Below are 14470 nucleotides of genomic sequence, written 5' to 3'. Positions count from 1 at the left end.
GCGGCTGCGAGTCATTCCGCTGTTGGCCGCCGCCAGCCCCTACACTGATTCGATGAGCCGATCCCGACATCCGGAAGTACATCGCTCCGACCGTGTCGGCTGGCTGCGTGCCGCGGTGCTCGGCGCCAATGACGGCATTGTCTCGGTAGCCGGCCTGGTGGTCGGCATCGCGGCGAGCGGCGCCTCGGCCGCCACGATCCTGGCCACCGGCATCGCCGGGACCGTGGCCGGTGCGATGTCGATGGCGGCTGGCGAGTATGTTTCGGTGCAGTCGCAGGCCGATACCGAACGGGCCGACCTGGCCGTGGAGAGGCGCGAACTGCACGAAGACCCGCACAGCGAGCTGGAAGAGCTGGCCGCGATCTACCGCCATCGCGGGCTGAGTCCCGGCCTGGCGCGTGAGGTGGCCACCCAGCTCACCGCGCACGACGCGCTGGGGGCACATGCCCGCGATGAGCTGGGCATCACCGAGGAGCTGCGGGCGCGCCCGATGCAGGCGGCCATGGCCTCCGCCGGCGCCTTCGTCAGTGGCGCCGCGTTGCCGGTGCTGACCGCCCTGCTCGCGCCGCATGCTGTCGTCGGCCAGGCCACCACCGTGGTGACGCTGCTGGGGCTGTGCCTGACCGGCACCCTGGCCGCCCATGCCGGCGGTGCCCCACGTCTGCGCGGTGCGGTGCGCGTCACCTTCTGGGGTGCGATCGCGATGGCCGCGGCCGCGCTGGTCGGCCGACTGTTCAACGTGGCGGGCTGAGCGGTGTCCGCGTCGATCGATACGACCTCCTCGCTGCTGGCGACAATGGCCAGCCTGGCTGACTGCCAGCGCGCCGATGGCTACGCCTGCATCACCGCGCGCCGCGAGCATGGCGCCTCCTCCGTGGAGATTCCGCAGCCGCAGTTCGCGATCCTGCTGCAGGGGCGCAAGCAGGTGCGTACCGCGCAGCAATCGCTGGAATTCGCACCGGGCGATCTGTTCCTCATCACCCGGCGCTGCCGCATCGATGTGGTCAACATTCCCGATCCGCATAGCGGCCTCTATCTCAGTGCGATCGTGCCGATGTGTGCCGAGGCGCTCACTGCCGCCCGGGCGCTGTGGAACGAGCCGCTGCCGCAGGCCGGTGATGCACTGGCCAGGCTGCCATTGGTCGAGCATGGGGCGACCCTGCTGCAGTGGCGGCAGGCACTGGAACAAGGCCAATACACCGAAGCACGCTTGGCCCTGGCATCGCTTGCCGTGGCGTTCTGCCGGCGCGGGCACGGCAGCCTGCTGGTTCCCCCCGAACCCAGCCTGGGGGAACGCATCCGCGATCTGATCGCTGCCCAGCCCGAGCGCGATTGGCAGTCACGCGATTTCGAAGCGCAGCTCGGCCTCAGCGGTGCCACGCTGCGGCGGCGCCTGGCCAGCGAGCACTCCAGCGTGCGCGAACTGATCACCGATGCGCGGCTCGCGCATGCCATGAGCCTGCTCTACACCACCCGGCTGCCGTTGAAGACCGTGGCCGCGCGCGTGGGCTACCGTTCGCTGGGCAGCTTCAACAAGCGCTTCGCCGAACGTTACGGGTTGGAACCGGCGGCGATAGGCAACAGCTGAGCGCGAGCGGATCGCGCGGCATTCTGAGCGGAACGCAGCCGACCAGGCGCGCAGCATGGAGGCACCGCGGCGCCGCCGCCCTGTCCGGAACCTGCCATGCCTTTCCCCCGCGTTCGCACGCTCGCCACCGCCGTGTTGCTGGCCGTTGTCGCCAGCCCCGCATGGGCCACCACCACGCACACCCCGCGCGAGCAGGTCCCCGGCGTCTATCACCAGACCATCGGCACGCTGCAGGTCACGGCGCTGTTCGACGGCACGGTCGCACTGGGCCGGCAGGAACTGGTCGGGATCGCCCCCGGGGCAGTCACCCGCCTGCTCGATCACCGCTACGTCCCCGAAGATGGCAAGGGCCTGCAGACGGCGGTCAATGCGTACCTGGTGCAGCAGGGCGATCACCTGACCCTGGTCGACACCGGCACCGCGCAGTGCTTCGGCCCCGGCCTGGGCCAGGTGCTGGGCAACCTGCGCAAGGCCGGCTACGACCCGGCCGAGGTGGATGAGGTGGTGCTGACCCACGCGCACCCGGATCACCTGTGCGGCCTGCTCGATGCGCAGGACAGGATTGCCTACCCGAATGCCACGGTGTGGCTGTCGGCGGCCGATGCCGCGTTCTGGCTGGATCCGGCCAGCGAGGCAACCGCGCCGCAGGGTGTGCGCTTTGCCTTCGCCTTGGCGCGCAAGGCGGTGGCGCCGTATGAAGCGGGCGGGAAACTGAAGCGCTTTGCACCTGGCGACACACTGCCGGCGGGCATCACCGCCTTGGACAGCCACGGTCATACGGTCGGCCACGTGTCTTACCGGATCGATGGCGGCGCCGGCCAGCAGCTGCTGGTATGGGGCGACATCGTGCACTTCCACGCGGTGCAGTTCGCGCAGCCTCAGGCGTCGTTTGAAGCGGACAGCGACCGCGTGGCCGCGATCGCCAGCCGGCGCCGGATGATGGCGCAGGCAGCCGATCAGGGCTGGTGGGTGGCCGGCGCGCACCTGCCGTTCCCAGGGCTGGGGCATGTGCGCCGCGAAGGAGAGGCGTTCGCGTGGGTGCCGGGCGAATTCTCGCCGTTACCGGCGAAATGAGGGGACACGACCGCGCCGTACACCGGGCGTCAGGCGCATTCGGGTAGTGCCGGCCGCTGGCCGGCTCCCGATCAATCGACGGGCACGCGTGCGAGGCTGCCGGCCAGCGGCCGGCACTACCCTGACCCGCTCTCACGCAGCCTGCCGTTATAGTCGGGCCATGAGCGATGCCCACACCGATCCCGCCGCGCTTCCCGCGATCCTGCAGACCCTGCGCACCGCCTGGCAGGCCAACCGCCCGACGCTGGAACAGCGCCGCGACGACCTGCAGCGCCTGCGCGCGGCCCTCAAGGCGCGCCTGCCGGAAATGGCCGCGGCGATCTCGGCCGACTTCGGCCACCGCTCCACCCACGAATCGCTGATCGCCGATGGCATGACCGTGCTCGGCGACATCGATCATCTGTGCGGCCATCTGCGCGGCTGGATGCGGCCGCGCCGGGTCGGTGTCGGCTGGCGGTTCTGGCCGGCGCGCGCGCAGACCCGGCCGGTGCCGCTGGGCGTGGTCGGGGTGATCTCGCCGTGGAACTACCCGGTCAACCTGGCCCTGATTCCGCTGGCGACCGCGATCGCCGCCGGCAACCACGTGATCCTCAAGCCGTCCGAGCACACGCCGCGCACCAGCGCCTTCCTGCAGTCGCTGCTGGCCGAGGTTTTCCCCTCCGATCGCGTGGCGGTCGTGCAGGGCGATGGAGACCTCGCCAGCGCCCTGGCCGGCTCGCCGCTGGACCACTTGGTGTTCACTGGCTCCACCACCATCGGCCGCAAGGTCATGGCGGCCGCCGCCGAGCACCTGACCCCGCTCACGCTGGAACTGGGCGGCAAATCCCCCGCCATTGTCTGCAGCGACTACCCGCTGGAGAAGGCGGCGGCGCGCCTGGCCACCGGCAAGTTCTTCAATGCCGGCCAGACCTGCATCGCGCCGGACTACGTGCTGATCGACGGCCATCGCCAGCGCGAGCTGGTGCAGCAGCTGCAGACCCAGGTGCAGGCGCGCTACGGCGATTTCAGTGACACCGCCGATTACACCCGGATCATCCACGACGGCCAGTACCAGCGCCTGCGTGGCTATCTCGATGAAGCCCGCGCGCGGGGCGTGCCGGTGATCGAACTGGCGACGGTCGATCCCGAGCGTGCGCAGCGCGAGCGGCTGATCGTGCCGACCATCGTGCTCGATCCGCCGGCCGATCTGGCCCTGATGCGCGAGGAGATTTTCGGTCCGATCCTGCCGGTCTGCGCGTATCCGGATCTGGACGCCGCCATCGCGGACGTGCAGTCCCGTGACCGCCCGTTGGCGCTGTACATCTTCAGTCACGAACGTGTGCAGGTAGAACGGGTGCTGGCGCAGGTCGTGGCCGGCGGCGTCACCGTCAACGACACGCTGCTGCATTTCGCGGTCAATGGGCTGCCGTTCGGCGGTGTTGGCCCGAGTGGCATGGGCGCGTACCACGCGCGCGCCGGTTTCGATGCGATGAGCAAGCAACTGCCGATCCTGTGGCAGTCGCGCTGGGCCGCCAGCGATCTGCTCAAGCCGCCGTATTCGAAGATCGCCGGGATGTTGAAGGCGATGGTGCGGTAGGGGCCGCCGGCATGGACGCCCGCTACCGATGCCTGAGCGCGGCCAGGAACGCGTCGGGATCCTCCGGGGATACCAGCAGCGTGTAACCGGCCGTCGTCGGCAGGATCACCACCTTCGCTGGATCGGTCACTGCTGCGAATGCCTTCCCCTTGCCGGTGCGGAACCACCCCAATGAAAGGCCTGGCATGCCGATGCCATGGGTGCGTAGACCCAACGCAGTGTCATCGCTGCCGGGCAGCCGCCGTCGTGCACCGGCATGATCGATCTGTGCCATCGGAACTGAAACGGAATACGCGCCGCCGCCGACGGTCAGGGTCGTGGCGTCCGCGGTCAGTCGGATCGCGCTGAGTTGCCAGACGCCAAGCAGGCCGATGATGACGGCCAGAGAGGTGGCGCCGAGCGCGGCCAACCGGGACATTCTGTCCTTCCCGAGGAAGTAGACCGCCATGCCGACCAACAGCAGCGGGACGACCCCGATCAGCAGCACCGCAGCGAGTGTCTTGTAATTCAACGCGTGGATCGCGAATTCAGTGGGCATGGGGCGTCGGAGCTCCTGCAGGTATAGGCGGTAGTCACGGGGCGACATGTCGAGAATCTTCCTCCAGTCGACAGCGATGCAAGTGGGGAAGCTCCTCGCTTTCATGTGCGAAAGCACCTACAGAACTCCGAGTCATCGGCAACAATTGCAGCGTGATATCCCCTTGCCCACTGGACAATGTGTTGCGCCGCTGGCCCCGGCGCCTCCGCTGGCGAGTGGCGCTGCGGATCAATCACGTCATGTGGCGCAAAGCACCCTCAACGCCCCGGCTGCGACGATGGGCCTTCGTGGAACCACGCATAGGCCGCAGCTTCAAGATCGCCTTCCTTGGCAATCACCGAACCGTCCTCGTCCAGCAGGGTGTAGTGGCGCTGGTCGCCGCCCAGCGCGGCGCTGCCATCCAACCCGAGCAGCAGGGTGTAGAGGGTGTCGGTGGTGAAGACGTCGAGCATCTCCCGCAACAGCTGGGTCTGCTCGGACGACAGGTCCATCGCGGCAATCCGTGCTGCGCACGCCGTGCCTGGGGTCCATGCCATGGCGAGCAGGTTCGCTTTCTCCGCGTACCATTTTGCTACGAAGGCATCTGCGTTCATGGGATATCTGCGCTAGCGGGGGTGGGCCAGAGCCTAGCGGGAGACGCAGGCGTGCGGCAAAAATCTGCGTGCCCGGATGCGAGAGGCTGCCGGCCAGCGGCCGGCACTACCGGCTCCACCGACCAACGGTCGGTGGCTACCGGTAGAATGGCCCGCATGAAAATCGCCTCCTGGAACGTCAATTCGCTCAACGTGCGCCTGCCGCACCTGGAACAATGGCTCACGGCATTCGCGCCGGACGTGGTCGGCATCCAGGAAACCAAGATGGAGGACCACAAGTTCCCCGACGCGGTGCTGGCCGGGCTGGGCTACCGCAGCGTGTTTGCCGGGCAGAAGACCTACAACGGCGTCGCGCTGCTCTCGCGGGAACCGGCGCAGGACGTGCAGATCGGCATCCCCGGCTTCGAGGATGAGCAGAAGCGCGCCATCGCCGGCACCGTCAACGGCGTGCGCATCATCAACCTGTACGTGGTCAACGGCCAGGACGTGGGCACCGACAAGTACGCCTACAAGCTGCGCTGGCTGGAGGCCGTGCATGCCTGGGTCGAAGCCGAGCTGGCGAAGTACCCGGAGCTGGTGGTGATGGGTGACTTCAACATCGCGCCCGATGCCCGCGACGTGCACGACCCGCTGGTCTGGAACGAGAACCACATCCTGACCTCCACCGCCGAGCGCGGCGCCCTGAACAAGCTGCTGCAGCTCGGCCTGCACGATGCCTTCCGCCTGCACAGCGAGGAAGAGGGCGTGTTCAGCTGGTGGGACTACCGGGCGGCCGGCTTCCGGCGCAACCTGGGCCTGCGCATCGACCTGACCCTGGTCTCCGACGCGCTCAAGGCGCGCGCGCTGGCCTCGGGCATCGACCGTGAGCCGCGCACCTGGGAGCGCCCCAGCGACCATGCCCCGGCCTGGGTGCAGTTGGGCTGACCGCGGAAACAACAAGGCCCGGCAGTGCCGGGCCTTGTCGATCAAACGTTGTACGTGCGTTCGTTACCGCACGTTCCTGCGCGTAAACAGATTCACGATCGCGAGCAGGATCACTGCGCCGATCAACGAGAACAGGAACGTGCGGATGGTGATCGCTTCATTGATGCCACCGCCGAACAGCCAACCGGCCAGCAATGCGCCGACGATGCCGACCACGATGTTGAGGATGATGCCTTGCTGCGCGTCCCGCTTCATGATGATGCTGGCAAGCCAGCCCACGATGCCGCCGACGATCAACCAGATGATGATGCCCATAACGTTGACTCCCTCTGTGCGGTTGCAACCCCTGCAGTGGACGGCACACCCTGTGAAATCGTCGTGCAGCCGCGACGGCGGAGCCGTGGCATGACCCTGCCGGCGACGCTGGACGGCCCTTGGCGCTTCGGCCCGGTCACGGTCTGGCGCCTGCCGCATGTGCCGGGCACCCGGGGCGAGCCCCAGGCCCGGGTGCTGCTGGCCGAGCAGCTGGGCGGGGCGCCGGAGGACGTGCCGTTGCAGCGCGACCCGCGCGGCCGGCCAGAGCTGCATGGCCCGTTGGCGCATATCGGGACCGGCTGGAGCCACAGCCATGGGCAGCTGCTGGTCGCCCTCGGTGAAGGCGTCCGCCTCGGCGTGGACCTGGAGCCGCTGCGCCCGAGGCCACGGATGCTGGACATCGTGCAGCGCTTCTTCCACCCGGCCGAGATCGCCTGGCTGGAATCGCTGGACGAGAACGCCCGCAACCATTGGTTCTTCCGCGTGTGGTGCGCCAAGGAAGCGCTGTTGAAGGCGCAGGGGCAGGGCATCTCCTTCGGTCTGCACCGGCTGCAGCTCGCGCCCGGCATCGACGGTGGCCTGCACCTGGCCTGGTGCGATCCGGAACTGGGGCCGGCCGAGCGCTGGCACCTGCATGAGTGGCAGGCAGCCGATGATTTCCGGGCGGCGCTGGCCTGGCATGCGATGTGAGATGGGGCGCCGACCAACGGTCGGCTCTACCGACCTGCGATAATGGTGCCATGACAGAACACACCCTCCCCGCCGGCGTGGCCGATGCGCTTGAGCGCGGCCTGGCCGCCCTGCAGCTGGATGCCGCGCTGGCACCGCCGTTGCTGACCTACCTGACCCTGCTCGACCGCTGGAACCGCACCTACAACCTGACCGCCATCCGCGACCCGCTGGAGATGGTCACCCGCCATCTGCTCGATTCGCTGGCGATGCAGCCGTACCTGGAGACCGGCACCCTGGCCGACCTGGGTACCGGCCCCGGGCTGCCGGGCATCCCGCTGGCGATCGCGCGCCCGCAGCTGCAGGTGACCCTGGTCGAGAGCAACGGCAAGAAGGCCCGCTTCATGCGCGAGGCTGTGCGCCAGCTGGGCCTGGGCAACGCCCGCGTGGCCGAGTCGCGCGCCGAGGCGCTGGCCGAACCGGCCGCCTATGACCATTTGACCGCCCGCGCGATGGATACCCTGGCCGGGATCATCCGGGTCGGTGGGCATCTGCTGCGCCCGGGTGGCCGCCTGTTGGCGATGAAAGGCGTGTACCCGCACGACGAGATCGCGCAGCTGCCGGCCGGCTGGGCGGTGGAGAAGGTGGTGCCGCTGAGCGTCCCCGGATTGACCGGCGAGCGCCATCTGGTGGTGGTCACCGGCCCGTGAGCCGGTGATCTCACCGCCTGCATCGCCCGCCCCACGGTCGTCCCGCCCCCCTCCTGCGGTGGCCCCACGCGGCGCCATAGGCATGCCCGTGGGCGTCGCTGCGGTATTGCGGCGCGTGCCTTCCGCGCATCTCACAGTGCATGACACGCCCCATATACGCATAATGACCAGTCCCACTCCCTGCCGATGAGGCTCACCCGCATGGCCCGCATCATCGCCATCGCCAACCAGAAAGGTGGCGTCGGCAAGACCACGACCGCCGTCAATCTGGCCGCCTCCCTGGCTGCTGCACCCAAGCGCGTGCTTCTTGTCGACCTCGATTCCCAAGGCAATGCGACCATGGGCAGCGGCGTGGACAAGCGTGAAGTCGCCGCGTCCACCTGTGATCTGCTGCTGGGCGAAAGCACTGCGGCCGAGGTCCGGGTCAAGACCCCGGAAGGCTTCGACCTGCTCCCGGGCAACATCGACCTGACCGCCGCCGAGATCCAGCTGATGGACCAGAGCGAGCGCGAGCAGCGCCTCAAACGCGCGCTGGCCCCTATCCGCGACGAATACGACTACATCCTGATCGACTGCCCGCCGGCGCTGTCGCTGCTGACGCTCAACGCACTGGCCGCCGCCGATTCGGTGATCGTGCCGATGCAGTGCGAGTACTACGCGCTGGAAGGCCTGAGCGCGCTGGTGGAAACCATCGAAGCACTGCGTGCCAACCTCAATCCCGCGCTGGAGATCGAGGGCGTGCTGCGGACCATGTTCGATGTGCGCAACAACCTGGCCAATGCCGTGTCGGCCGAGCTGACCGAGCACTTCGGCGAGCAGGTGTTCCGCACCATCGTGCCGCGCAACGTGCGCCTGGCCGAGGCACCCAGCCATGGCCAGAGCATCGTCGGGTACGACCGTGCCTCGCGCGGTGGCGTTGCCTATCTCGGCCTGGCCGGCGAGATCATCCGTCGCAACAACCAACGCAAGAAGGCCGACAAGGCCATGGAGACCGCCTGATGAGCACCAAGCCTGCCCTCGGCAAGAAACGCGGCCTCGGCCGCGGCCTCGACGCGCTGTTGGGGCCCAAGGGGGCGGTGACACAGGTGCAGGCGGCGGCCGTGGTCGAACCGCTGCCGGGCGAACGCCTGCGCAAGCTGCCGGTCGGCCATCTGCAGCCGGGCAAGTACCAGCCGCGCCGCGACATGGACGAGACCAAGCTTGCCGAGCTGGCCGAGTCGATCAAGGCGCAGGGCGTGATCCAGCCGATCCTGGTCCGCCAGCTGGGCCCGGACAGTTTCGAGATCGTGGCCGGCGAACGCCGTTGGCGCGCTTCGCAGCTGGCCGGCCTGGACGAAGTGCCGGTGGTGGTGCGCGAGCTGGAAGACCGCACCGTCATCGCGATGGCGCTGATCGAGAACATCCAGCGCGAAGACCTCAACCCGCTTGAGGAAGCCGAAGCGCTGCAGCGGCTGATCAGCGAGTTCGCCCTGACCCATGCCGAGGCCGCCCAGGCCGTTGGCCGCTCGCGTGCGGCGGTGTCCAACCTGCTGCGCCTGCTGGAGCTGCCGATCGCGATCCGCCTGCTGCTGGAAACCCGCCGGCTGGAAATGGGCCATGCCCGCGCGCTGCTCACCCTGGCGCCGGAACTGGCCAGCAAGCTGGCCCAGGAAGCGGCCGACCAGGGCTGGTCGGTGCGCGAAGTGGAACACCGCGCGCAGCAGTTCGCTGCTGGCAAAGTGCCCGGCGCGCTGCGCAAGAAGCCCACCGCCGCCGCGCCGCAGGCCGATATCGCGTCGCTGGAAACCGAGTTGTCCGAGTCACTGGGCGCCCGCGTGGCGATTGCCCATGGCCGTGGCGGCAAGGGCAAGCTGATCATCCATTACACCGACCTGGACACGCTGGATGGCGTGCTCGACCGACTTCGCGCACAGAAGGGCTGAGTCCCCCGCAGGCGTCAGAGGATTTCCCCCAACCAATGAACCCCACCAAGGTCGACCGCAACCATCTGTTGCGTCTGACCGACCTGCCGAATGTCGGGCCGGCCTGTGAGAAAGATCTCCGTCTGATCGGCATCCGCGTGCCAGCGCATCTGCGCGGCCGCGATGCCTACGACATGTACGCGCAGCTGTGTCTGCGCACCGGGGTGATGCACGACCCCTGTGTGATCGATGTATTTCTGTCGGTGCTGCGTTTCATGCAGGGCGAAGCGCCGCGACCGTGGTGGGATTTCAGCAAGGAACGCAAGGCCACCCTGGCCAAGGAAGCGCCGCTCAGCCTCTGGTGAAGCGGACCATCGGGACGTGTGCAACGCCACGCGGGCGTCCCGGGAAAGCACTGTATTGATACGTGGCAAGTATGACGGACGGACCCCATGACGATTCTCGTGACCGGCGCAGCCGGTTTCATCGGTGCCAACACCTGCAAGGCCCTGCTCGCGCGCGGTGAGCGCGTCGTCGGCCTGGACAACTACAACGACTACTACGATCCGCAGATCAAGCGCGATCGCGTGGCCGCGCTGTGCCCGGACGCCGACATCCGCGTGCTCGACCTGACCGACCGCGACGGCCTGGCCGCGCTGTTCGACGAGGTCCAGCCGACCCGGGTCATCCATCTGGCCGCACAGGCCGGCGTGCGTTACTCGCTGGAGAACCCGCATGCCTACGTCGACAGCAACCTGACCGGCTTCGTCAACATGCTGGAGCTGTGCCGCCATCGCGGCGTGGCCCATCTGGTGTATGCCTCGAGCAGCTCGGTGTACGGCGATTCGGCGACCCCGCCGTTCTCCGAAGACCAGCGCATCGACAAGCCGCGCTCGCTGTACGCCGCGACCAAGGCCGCCAACGAGCTGATGGCCTACACCTACGCCCAGCTGTTCGGCCTGCATGCAACCGGCCTGCGCTTCTTCACCGTGTACGGCCCGTGGGGCCGCCCGGACATGGCACCGCTGCTGTTCTCGCGCGCGGTCCTGGCCGGCCGCCCGATCGACGTGTTCAACGACGGAAAAATGCAGCGCGACTTCACACATGTCTCCGACATCGTGGACGGTATCCTCGGCGCGCTGGCGCATCCGTCCAGCGAGGTCGTTCCGCATCGCGTCTTCAATCTCGGCAATCACACGCCGATCGAGCTGGAGCACTTCATCGGTGTCATCGAGGCCGCCGCCGGACGTCCAGCGCAGAAGGTCTACAAGCCGATGCAGCCGGGCGACATGGTCCGCACCATGGCCGATACCACGCGGGCGCATGACGCGTTCGGCTACGCGCCGGCCATGCCGATCGAGCGCGGTCTGCCGCCGGTGGTGGCCTGGTGCCGCGATTATTTCGGTGCTCACGCCTGACACACGCGGACCCATTCATCTTCGGATAACCTCGGGTGCGGAAAATGCGCGCTCTTTTTCGATCCTGGCCATTCGCAGAGTCCGACCATGAGCCAACCCCAGTTGTCGGTCGTCGTCCCGGTCTTCAATGAACGCGACAACGTCACGCCCCTGATCCACGAGATCACCACCGCGCTGCGCGGACGGATCGAGTTCGAAATCGTCTATGTCGACGACCATTCGCGCGACGACACCCTGGCGGTGCTGCAGGCCCTGAAGGCCACCACCTCGGAACTGCGGGTGCTGCACCATGTCACCCAGAGCGGGCAGAGCACCGCGGTGCGCAACGGCGTCAAGCACGCGCGCGCGCCGTGGATCGCCACCCTGGACGGTGACGGCCAGAACGATCCGGCCGACATCCCCGGGCTGCTCGCCGCGCGCGCTGCCGCCGCCAGCGAGGTAAAGCTGTTCGCCGGGTGGCGCGTCAATCGCCAGGATTCGGGCAGCAAGCGCTGGGCCAGCAAGTGGGCCAACGCGATCCGCGCCCGCATGCTGCGCGATGACACGCCCGATACCGGCTGTGGCATCAAGCTGTTCGAGCGCGCCGCGTTCCTGGAGCTGCCGTACTTCGATCACATGCACCGCTACCTGCCCGCACTGATGCAGCGTGCCGGGTGGCAGACGCTCAGCGTGCCGGTGAATCACCGTCATCGCACCGCAGGTGTCTCCAAGTACAACAACCTCGGCCGGGCCCTGGTCGGCATCCGTGACCTGCGCGGGGTGGCCTGGCTGATCACGCGCAGCAAGCGCACTGTCGTGGAAGAGCGCTGATGGAACTGCATTGGCTCGACCAGCCGCTCACCTGGTTGTACTGGACCGGCCTGCACGTCACCGGTTGGAAGCTGATCGGCTATACCGGGGCGCTGATGTTCGGCGGCCGCTGGCTGGTCCAGTTCATCGCCTCGCGCCGCGCCGGCAAGCCGGTGATCCCGCGCCTGTTCTGGTACATGAGCGTGGTCGGCAGCCTGATGACGCTGAGCTACTTCCTGTTCTCGGCCAAGCAGGACTCGGTGGGCGTGCTGCAGAACCTGTTTCCGGCGTTCACCGCGTTGTACAGCCTGAAGCTGGATATCGCGCACCGTGGTTGGAAGCGGGACAAGGCGGCGCATTGAGGGCGTGCCCACCGACCAACGGTCGGTGGCTACCTCGCGCCTTCGGCGCTGGGGTCCCAGCCTGCGGCCGGTCCCCGGTCCTGCCCGCGGGGCGGGCAGGACCTTTGATCCATGCGCAGCCCCTTCGCCGGGTGCCATGATCGGGGTTTGCCGTCCCTCGGGAACCCTTGACCGTGAAATCACCGCTCGTTGCTGCGCTGCTGCTCGCCCTGGCCCTTCCCGCCGGCACTGCCCTGGCTGTGCCTCCGGCCGCCCCGGCTGCCGCCCCGGCCAGCCTGGCCACTGAAAGCCCTGCCGACGCGCAGTTCCGTGCCATCTACGAGAAGGAATGGGCCTGGCGCGAAGCCGGCGGCGGTGAGGCCAGCGAAGACGGCGACGGCCCGGCCAACGCCACCCGCATGCCCGATGTCGGCGCGGCCGCGCAGCAGGGCCGGTTGAAGGTCTGGGACGACGTCCTGGCCCAGCTGGACAAGGTCGACACCCAGGCCCTCTCGGCCGAGAACCGCATCAACTACGCGATCTACCGCGACCAGGTGTTCAACCTGGCTGCCGATGTCCGCCTGCGCGCCTACGAAATGCCGTTCAACGCGGACTCCTCGTTCTGGTCCAACCTGTCCTTCATGGCCCGGCGCGAGATGAAGACCGTGCAGGACTATCGCAACTACATCGCGCGCCTGAACGATGTGCCGCGCTACTTCGAGCAGCAGACCGAGAACATGCGTGCCGGCCTCAAGCGCGGCTTCAGCGTGCCGCGTGCAGTGCTCGATGGCCGCGAGGTCTCGATCGCCACCGTGTCCGAACTGAAGGACCCGACCCAGTCGCCGCTGTACGCGCCATTCAAGAAGCTGCCGGCCAGCATCCCGGCCGCCGAGCAGGCGCAGCTGCAGGAACAGGCGCGCCAGGCCATCGGCGGCAGCGTGGTGCCGGCGTTCGGCACGTTGCGCACCTTCTTCGTCAGCGAGTACGTCCCGCAGGCGCGCACCACCCTGGCCGCCGAGGCGATGCCGGGCGGCAAGGCGTACTACAAGCAGCAGATCCACGAATACACCACGCTGGACCTGACCCCGCAGCAGATCCACGAGATCGGCCTGAAGGAAGTCGCACGTATCCAGGCCGAGATGAACGGCATCATCCAGCAGGTCGAGTTCAAGGGCAGCTTCGCCGAGTTCTTGACCTTCCTGCGTACCGATCCGCAGTTCTACGCCAAGACCCCGGATGAGCTGCTGCATCGTGCGGCGTGGATCTCCAAGCGCGTGGATGGCGTGATCGGCAAGTACATGACGCTGCCGCGTGCGCGCTTCACCATCGTGCCGGTGCCGCCGGACATCGCCCCGTTCTGGACCGCCGGCCGCGGTGGCATGGGCACCTACTGGCTCAACACCTACAACCTGCCGGCGCGGCCGCTGTACAACCTTCCCGCGCTGACCCTGCACGAGTCCGATCCGGGCCATGCCCTGCAGGGCGCGCTGGCGGCAGAGCAGGGCGAGCAGCCCGCGTTCCGCCGCAACAACTACATCTCCGCCTACGGCGAAGGCTGGGGCCTGTACTGCGAGAAGCTCGGCGTGGAGATGGGCATCTACGAAACCCCGTACGAGGATTTCGGCCGCCTGACCTACGAGATGTGGCGTGCCGCGCGCCTGGTGATCGATACCGGCGTGCACCACAAGGGCTGGACCCGCGAGCAGGCGCTGTCCTACCTGCGCGACCACACCGCGCTGAGCGAGCACGAAGTGACCACCGAAGTGGATCGCTACATTTCCTGGCCGGGCCAGGCGCTGAGCTACAAGCTCGGAGAGATCGCGATCGTGCGCCTGCGCGCGCAGGCCGAGCAGGAGCTGGGCGACCGCTTCGACGTCAAGGCCTTCCACGACGCGGTGCTCAGCCAGGGCTCGGTGCCGCTGCCGGTGCTGGAGGAACAGATCCAGGCCTTCATCGCCCAGCGCAAGGCCGCGGCCAGCTGAGATGCGCGGGGGCCGGCCATCGCGCCGGCCCCTGCCAACGTGAACCGACCTG

17 protein-coding genes are annotated in these 14470 nt (G+C 68.0%); 14 read left to right on the top strand and 3 right to left on the bottom strand.

The window, feature by feature from the left end; genetic code table 11:
- Positions 1 to 52 precede the first annotated feature (52 nt).
- The 4 genes from ABE546_RS14865 (at position 53) to ABE546_RS14850 (ending at position 4238) form a co-directional block, all read left to right on the top strand.
- Positions 53 to 751: a VIT family protein gene (locus ABE546_RS14865; protein ID WP_346464289.1), complete on the top strand. Its 699-nt coding sequence runs from the start codon at positions 53 to 55 to the stop codon at positions 749 to 751.
- A gap of 45 nt (positions 752 to 796) precedes the next feature.
- Positions 797 to 1588, top strand: a complete 792-nt coding sequence (locus tag ABE546_RS14860; RefSeq protein ID WP_346464313.1) for a helix-turn-helix transcriptional regulator — start codon at positions 797 to 799, stop codon at positions 1586 to 1588.
- Positions 1589 to 1684: 96 nt separating this feature from the next.
- Positions 1685 to 2662 carry an MBL fold metallo-hydrolase gene (locus tag ABE546_RS14855; protein WP_346464287.1) on the top strand — a complete coding sequence of 326 codons (978 nt, stop codon included), beginning with the start codon at positions 1685 to 1687 and terminating at the stop codon, positions 2660 to 2662.
- A 160-nt stretch (positions 2663 to 2822) separates the two neighbouring features.
- Positions 2823 to 4238, top strand: a complete 1416-nt coding sequence (locus ABE546_RS14850; RefSeq protein WP_346464286.1) for a coniferyl aldehyde dehydrogenase — start codon at positions 2823 to 2825, stop codon at positions 4236 to 4238.
- 22 nt (positions 4239 to 4260) lie between these two features.
- Here ABE546_RS14850 and ABE546_RS14845 read toward each other — a convergent pair whose 3' ends face one another.
- Both ABE546_RS14845 and ABE546_RS14840 read right to left on the bottom strand, forming a co-directional pair.
- Positions 4261 to 4776 carry a PH domain-containing protein gene (locus ABE546_RS14845; RefSeq protein WP_346464284.1) on the bottom strand — a complete coding sequence of 172 codons (516 nt, stop codon included), beginning with the start codon at positions 4774 to 4776 and terminating at the stop codon, positions 4261 to 4263.
- A gap of 257 nt (positions 4777 to 5033) precedes the next feature.
- Complete coding sequence (locus ABE546_RS14840) at positions 5034 to 5267, bottom strand: hypothetical protein (protein ID WP_346464282.1); 234 nt, start codon at positions 5265 to 5267, stop codon at positions 5034 to 5036.
- 258 nt (positions 5268 to 5525) lie between these two features.
- On the opposite strand from ABE546_RS14840, the gene xth reads away from it, so the two are divergent.
- The gene (gene xth, locus ABE546_RS14835) at positions 5526 to 6293 is read left to right on the top strand and encodes an exodeoxyribonuclease III (protein ID WP_313211915.1); all 768 of its coding nucleotides are present in this window, start codon (positions 5526 to 5528) and stop codon (positions 6291 to 6293) included.
- A gap of 63 nt (positions 6294 to 6356) precedes the next feature.
- Here xth and ABE546_RS14830 read toward each other — a convergent pair whose 3' ends face one another.
- Positions 6357 to 6608: a GlsB/YeaQ/YmgE family stress response membrane protein gene (locus ABE546_RS14830; RefSeq protein ID WP_123729793.1), complete on the bottom strand. Its 252-nt coding sequence runs from the start codon at positions 6606 to 6608 to the stop codon at positions 6357 to 6359.
- 90 nt (positions 6609 to 6698) lie between these two features.
- Here ABE546_RS14830 and ABE546_RS14825 point away from each other — a divergent pair, with 90 nt between their 5' ends.
- From ABE546_RS14825 to ABE546_RS14785, 9 genes are all read left to right on the top strand, one after another.
- Positions 6699 to 7298 carry a 4'-phosphopantetheinyl transferase superfamily protein gene (locus tag ABE546_RS14825; RefSeq protein WP_346464281.1) on the top strand — a complete coding sequence of 200 codons (600 nt, stop codon included), beginning with the start codon at positions 6699 to 6701 and terminating at the stop codon, positions 7296 to 7298.
- Between the two features lie 50 nt (positions 7299 to 7348).
- Positions 7349 to 7987: a 16S rRNA (guanine(527)-N(7))-methyltransferase RsmG gene (gene rsmG / locus ABE546_RS14820; protein WP_313219271.1), complete on the top strand. Its 639-nt coding sequence runs from the start codon at positions 7349 to 7351 to the stop codon at positions 7985 to 7987.
- A 201-nt stretch (positions 7988 to 8188) separates the two neighbouring features.
- Positions 8189 to 8986, top strand: a complete 798-nt coding sequence (locus ABE546_RS14815) for a ParA family protein (RefSeq protein WP_019185613.1) — start codon at positions 8189 to 8191, stop codon at positions 8984 to 8986.
- Positions 8986 to 9909, top strand: a complete 924-nt coding sequence (locus ABE546_RS14810) for a ParB/RepB/Spo0J family partition protein (protein ID WP_313211910.1) — start codon at positions 8986 to 8988, stop codon at positions 9907 to 9909. Before ABE546_RS14815 ends, ABE546_RS14810 begins: the two co-directional genes overlap by 1 nt.
- A gap of 35 nt (positions 9910 to 9944) precedes the next feature.
- On the top strand, positions 9945 to 10253 hold the full coding sequence (locus ABE546_RS14805) for a helix-hairpin-helix domain-containing protein (protein WP_019185615.1): 309 nt from the start codon (positions 9945 to 9947) through the stop codon (positions 10251 to 10253).
- Positions 10254 to 10340: 87 nt separating this feature from the next.
- Positions 10341 to 11306 (top strand): SDR family NAD(P)-dependent oxidoreductase, encoded by a 966-nt coding sequence (locus ABE546_RS14800; protein ID WP_313211909.1) that lies wholly within the window; start codon positions 10341 to 10343, stop codon positions 11304 to 11306.
- Between the two features lie 87 nt (positions 11307 to 11393).
- A complete protein-coding gene (locus ABE546_RS14795; protein WP_346464279.1) occupies positions 11394 to 12116 on the top strand; it encodes a glycosyltransferase family 2 protein in 723 nt (240 codons plus the stop codon).
- A complete protein-coding gene (locus ABE546_RS14790) occupies positions 12116 to 12457 on the top strand; it encodes a lipid-A-disaccharide synthase N-terminal domain-containing protein (RefSeq protein WP_332807083.1) in 342 nt (113 codons plus the stop codon). Before ABE546_RS14795 ends, ABE546_RS14790 begins: the two co-directional genes overlap by 1 nt.
- A gap of 173 nt (positions 12458 to 12630) precedes the next feature.
- Positions 12631 to 14418: a DUF885 family protein gene (locus ABE546_RS14785; RefSeq protein ID WP_346464277.1), complete on the top strand. Its 1788-nt coding sequence runs from the start codon at positions 12631 to 12633 to the stop codon at positions 14416 to 14418.
- Positions 14419 to 14470 lie beyond the last annotated feature (52 nt).

This window comes from Stenotrophomonas sp. TWI377 (assembly GCF_039674525.1).
Classification (GTDB): domain Bacteria; phylum Pseudomonadota; class Gammaproteobacteria; order Xanthomonadales; family Xanthomonadaceae; genus Stenotrophomonas.
This window is presented reverse-complemented; position numbering and strand designations above follow the sequence as displayed.

Coding starts and splice junctions, on each gene's coding strand:
- ABE546_RS14800 (WP_313211909.1), top strand. CDS start 10,341: ATGACGATTCTCGTGACCGGCGCAGCCGGTTTCATCGGTGCCAACACC.
- ABE546_RS14830 (WP_123729793.1), bottom strand. CDS start 6,608: ATGGGCATCATCATCTGGTTGATCGTCGGCGGCATCGTGGGCTGGCTT.
- ABE546_RS14845 (WP_346464284.1), bottom strand. CDS start 4,776: ATGCCCACTGAATTCGCGATCCACGCGTTGAATTACAAGACACTCGCT.
- xth (WP_313211915.1), top strand. CDS start 5,526: ATGAAAATCGCCTCCTGGAACGTCAATTCGCTCAACGTGCGCCTGCCG.
- ABE546_RS14805 (WP_019185615.1), top strand. CDS start 9,945: ATGAACCCCACCAAGGTCGACCGCAACCATCTGTTGCGTCTGACCGAC.
- ABE546_RS14840 (WP_346464282.1), bottom strand. CDS start 5,267: ATGGACCTGTCGTCCGAGCAGACCCAGCTGTTGCGGGAGATGCTCGAC.
- ABE546_RS14815 (WP_019185613.1), top strand. CDS start 8,189: ATGGCCCGCATCATCGCCATCGCCAACCAGAAAGGTGGCGTCGGCAAG.
- ABE546_RS14810 (WP_313211910.1), top strand. CDS start 8,986: ATGAGCACCAAGCCTGCCCTCGGCAAGAAACGCGGCCTCGGCCGCGGC.
- ABE546_RS14790 (WP_332807083.1), top strand. CDS start 12,116: ATGGAACTGCATTGGCTCGACCAGCCGCTCACCTGGTTGTACTGGACC.
- ABE546_RS14865 (WP_346464289.1), top strand. CDS start 53: ATGAGCCGATCCCGACATCCGGAAGTACATCGCTCCGACCGTGTCGGC.
- ABE546_RS14850 (WP_346464286.1), top strand. CDS start 2,823: ATGAGCGATGCCCACACCGATCCCGCCGCGCTTCCCGCGATCCTGCAG.
- ABE546_RS14795 (WP_346464279.1), top strand. CDS start 11,394: ATGAGCCAACCCCAGTTGTCGGTCGTCGTCCCGGTCTTCAATGAACGC.
- ABE546_RS14860 (WP_346464313.1), top strand. CDS start 797: ATGGCCAGCCTGGCTGACTGCCAGCGCGCCGATGGCTACGCCTGCATC.
- ABE546_RS14825 (WP_346464281.1), top strand. CDS start 6,699: ATGACCCTGCCGGCGACGCTGGACGGCCCTTGGCGCTTCGGCCCGGTC.
- ABE546_RS14855 (WP_346464287.1), top strand. CDS start 1,685: ATGCCTTTCCCCCGCGTTCGCACGCTCGCCACCGCCGTGTTGCTGGCC.
- rsmG (WP_313219271.1), top strand. CDS start 7,349: ATGACAGAACACACCCTCCCCGCCGGCGTGGCCGATGCGCTTGAGCGC.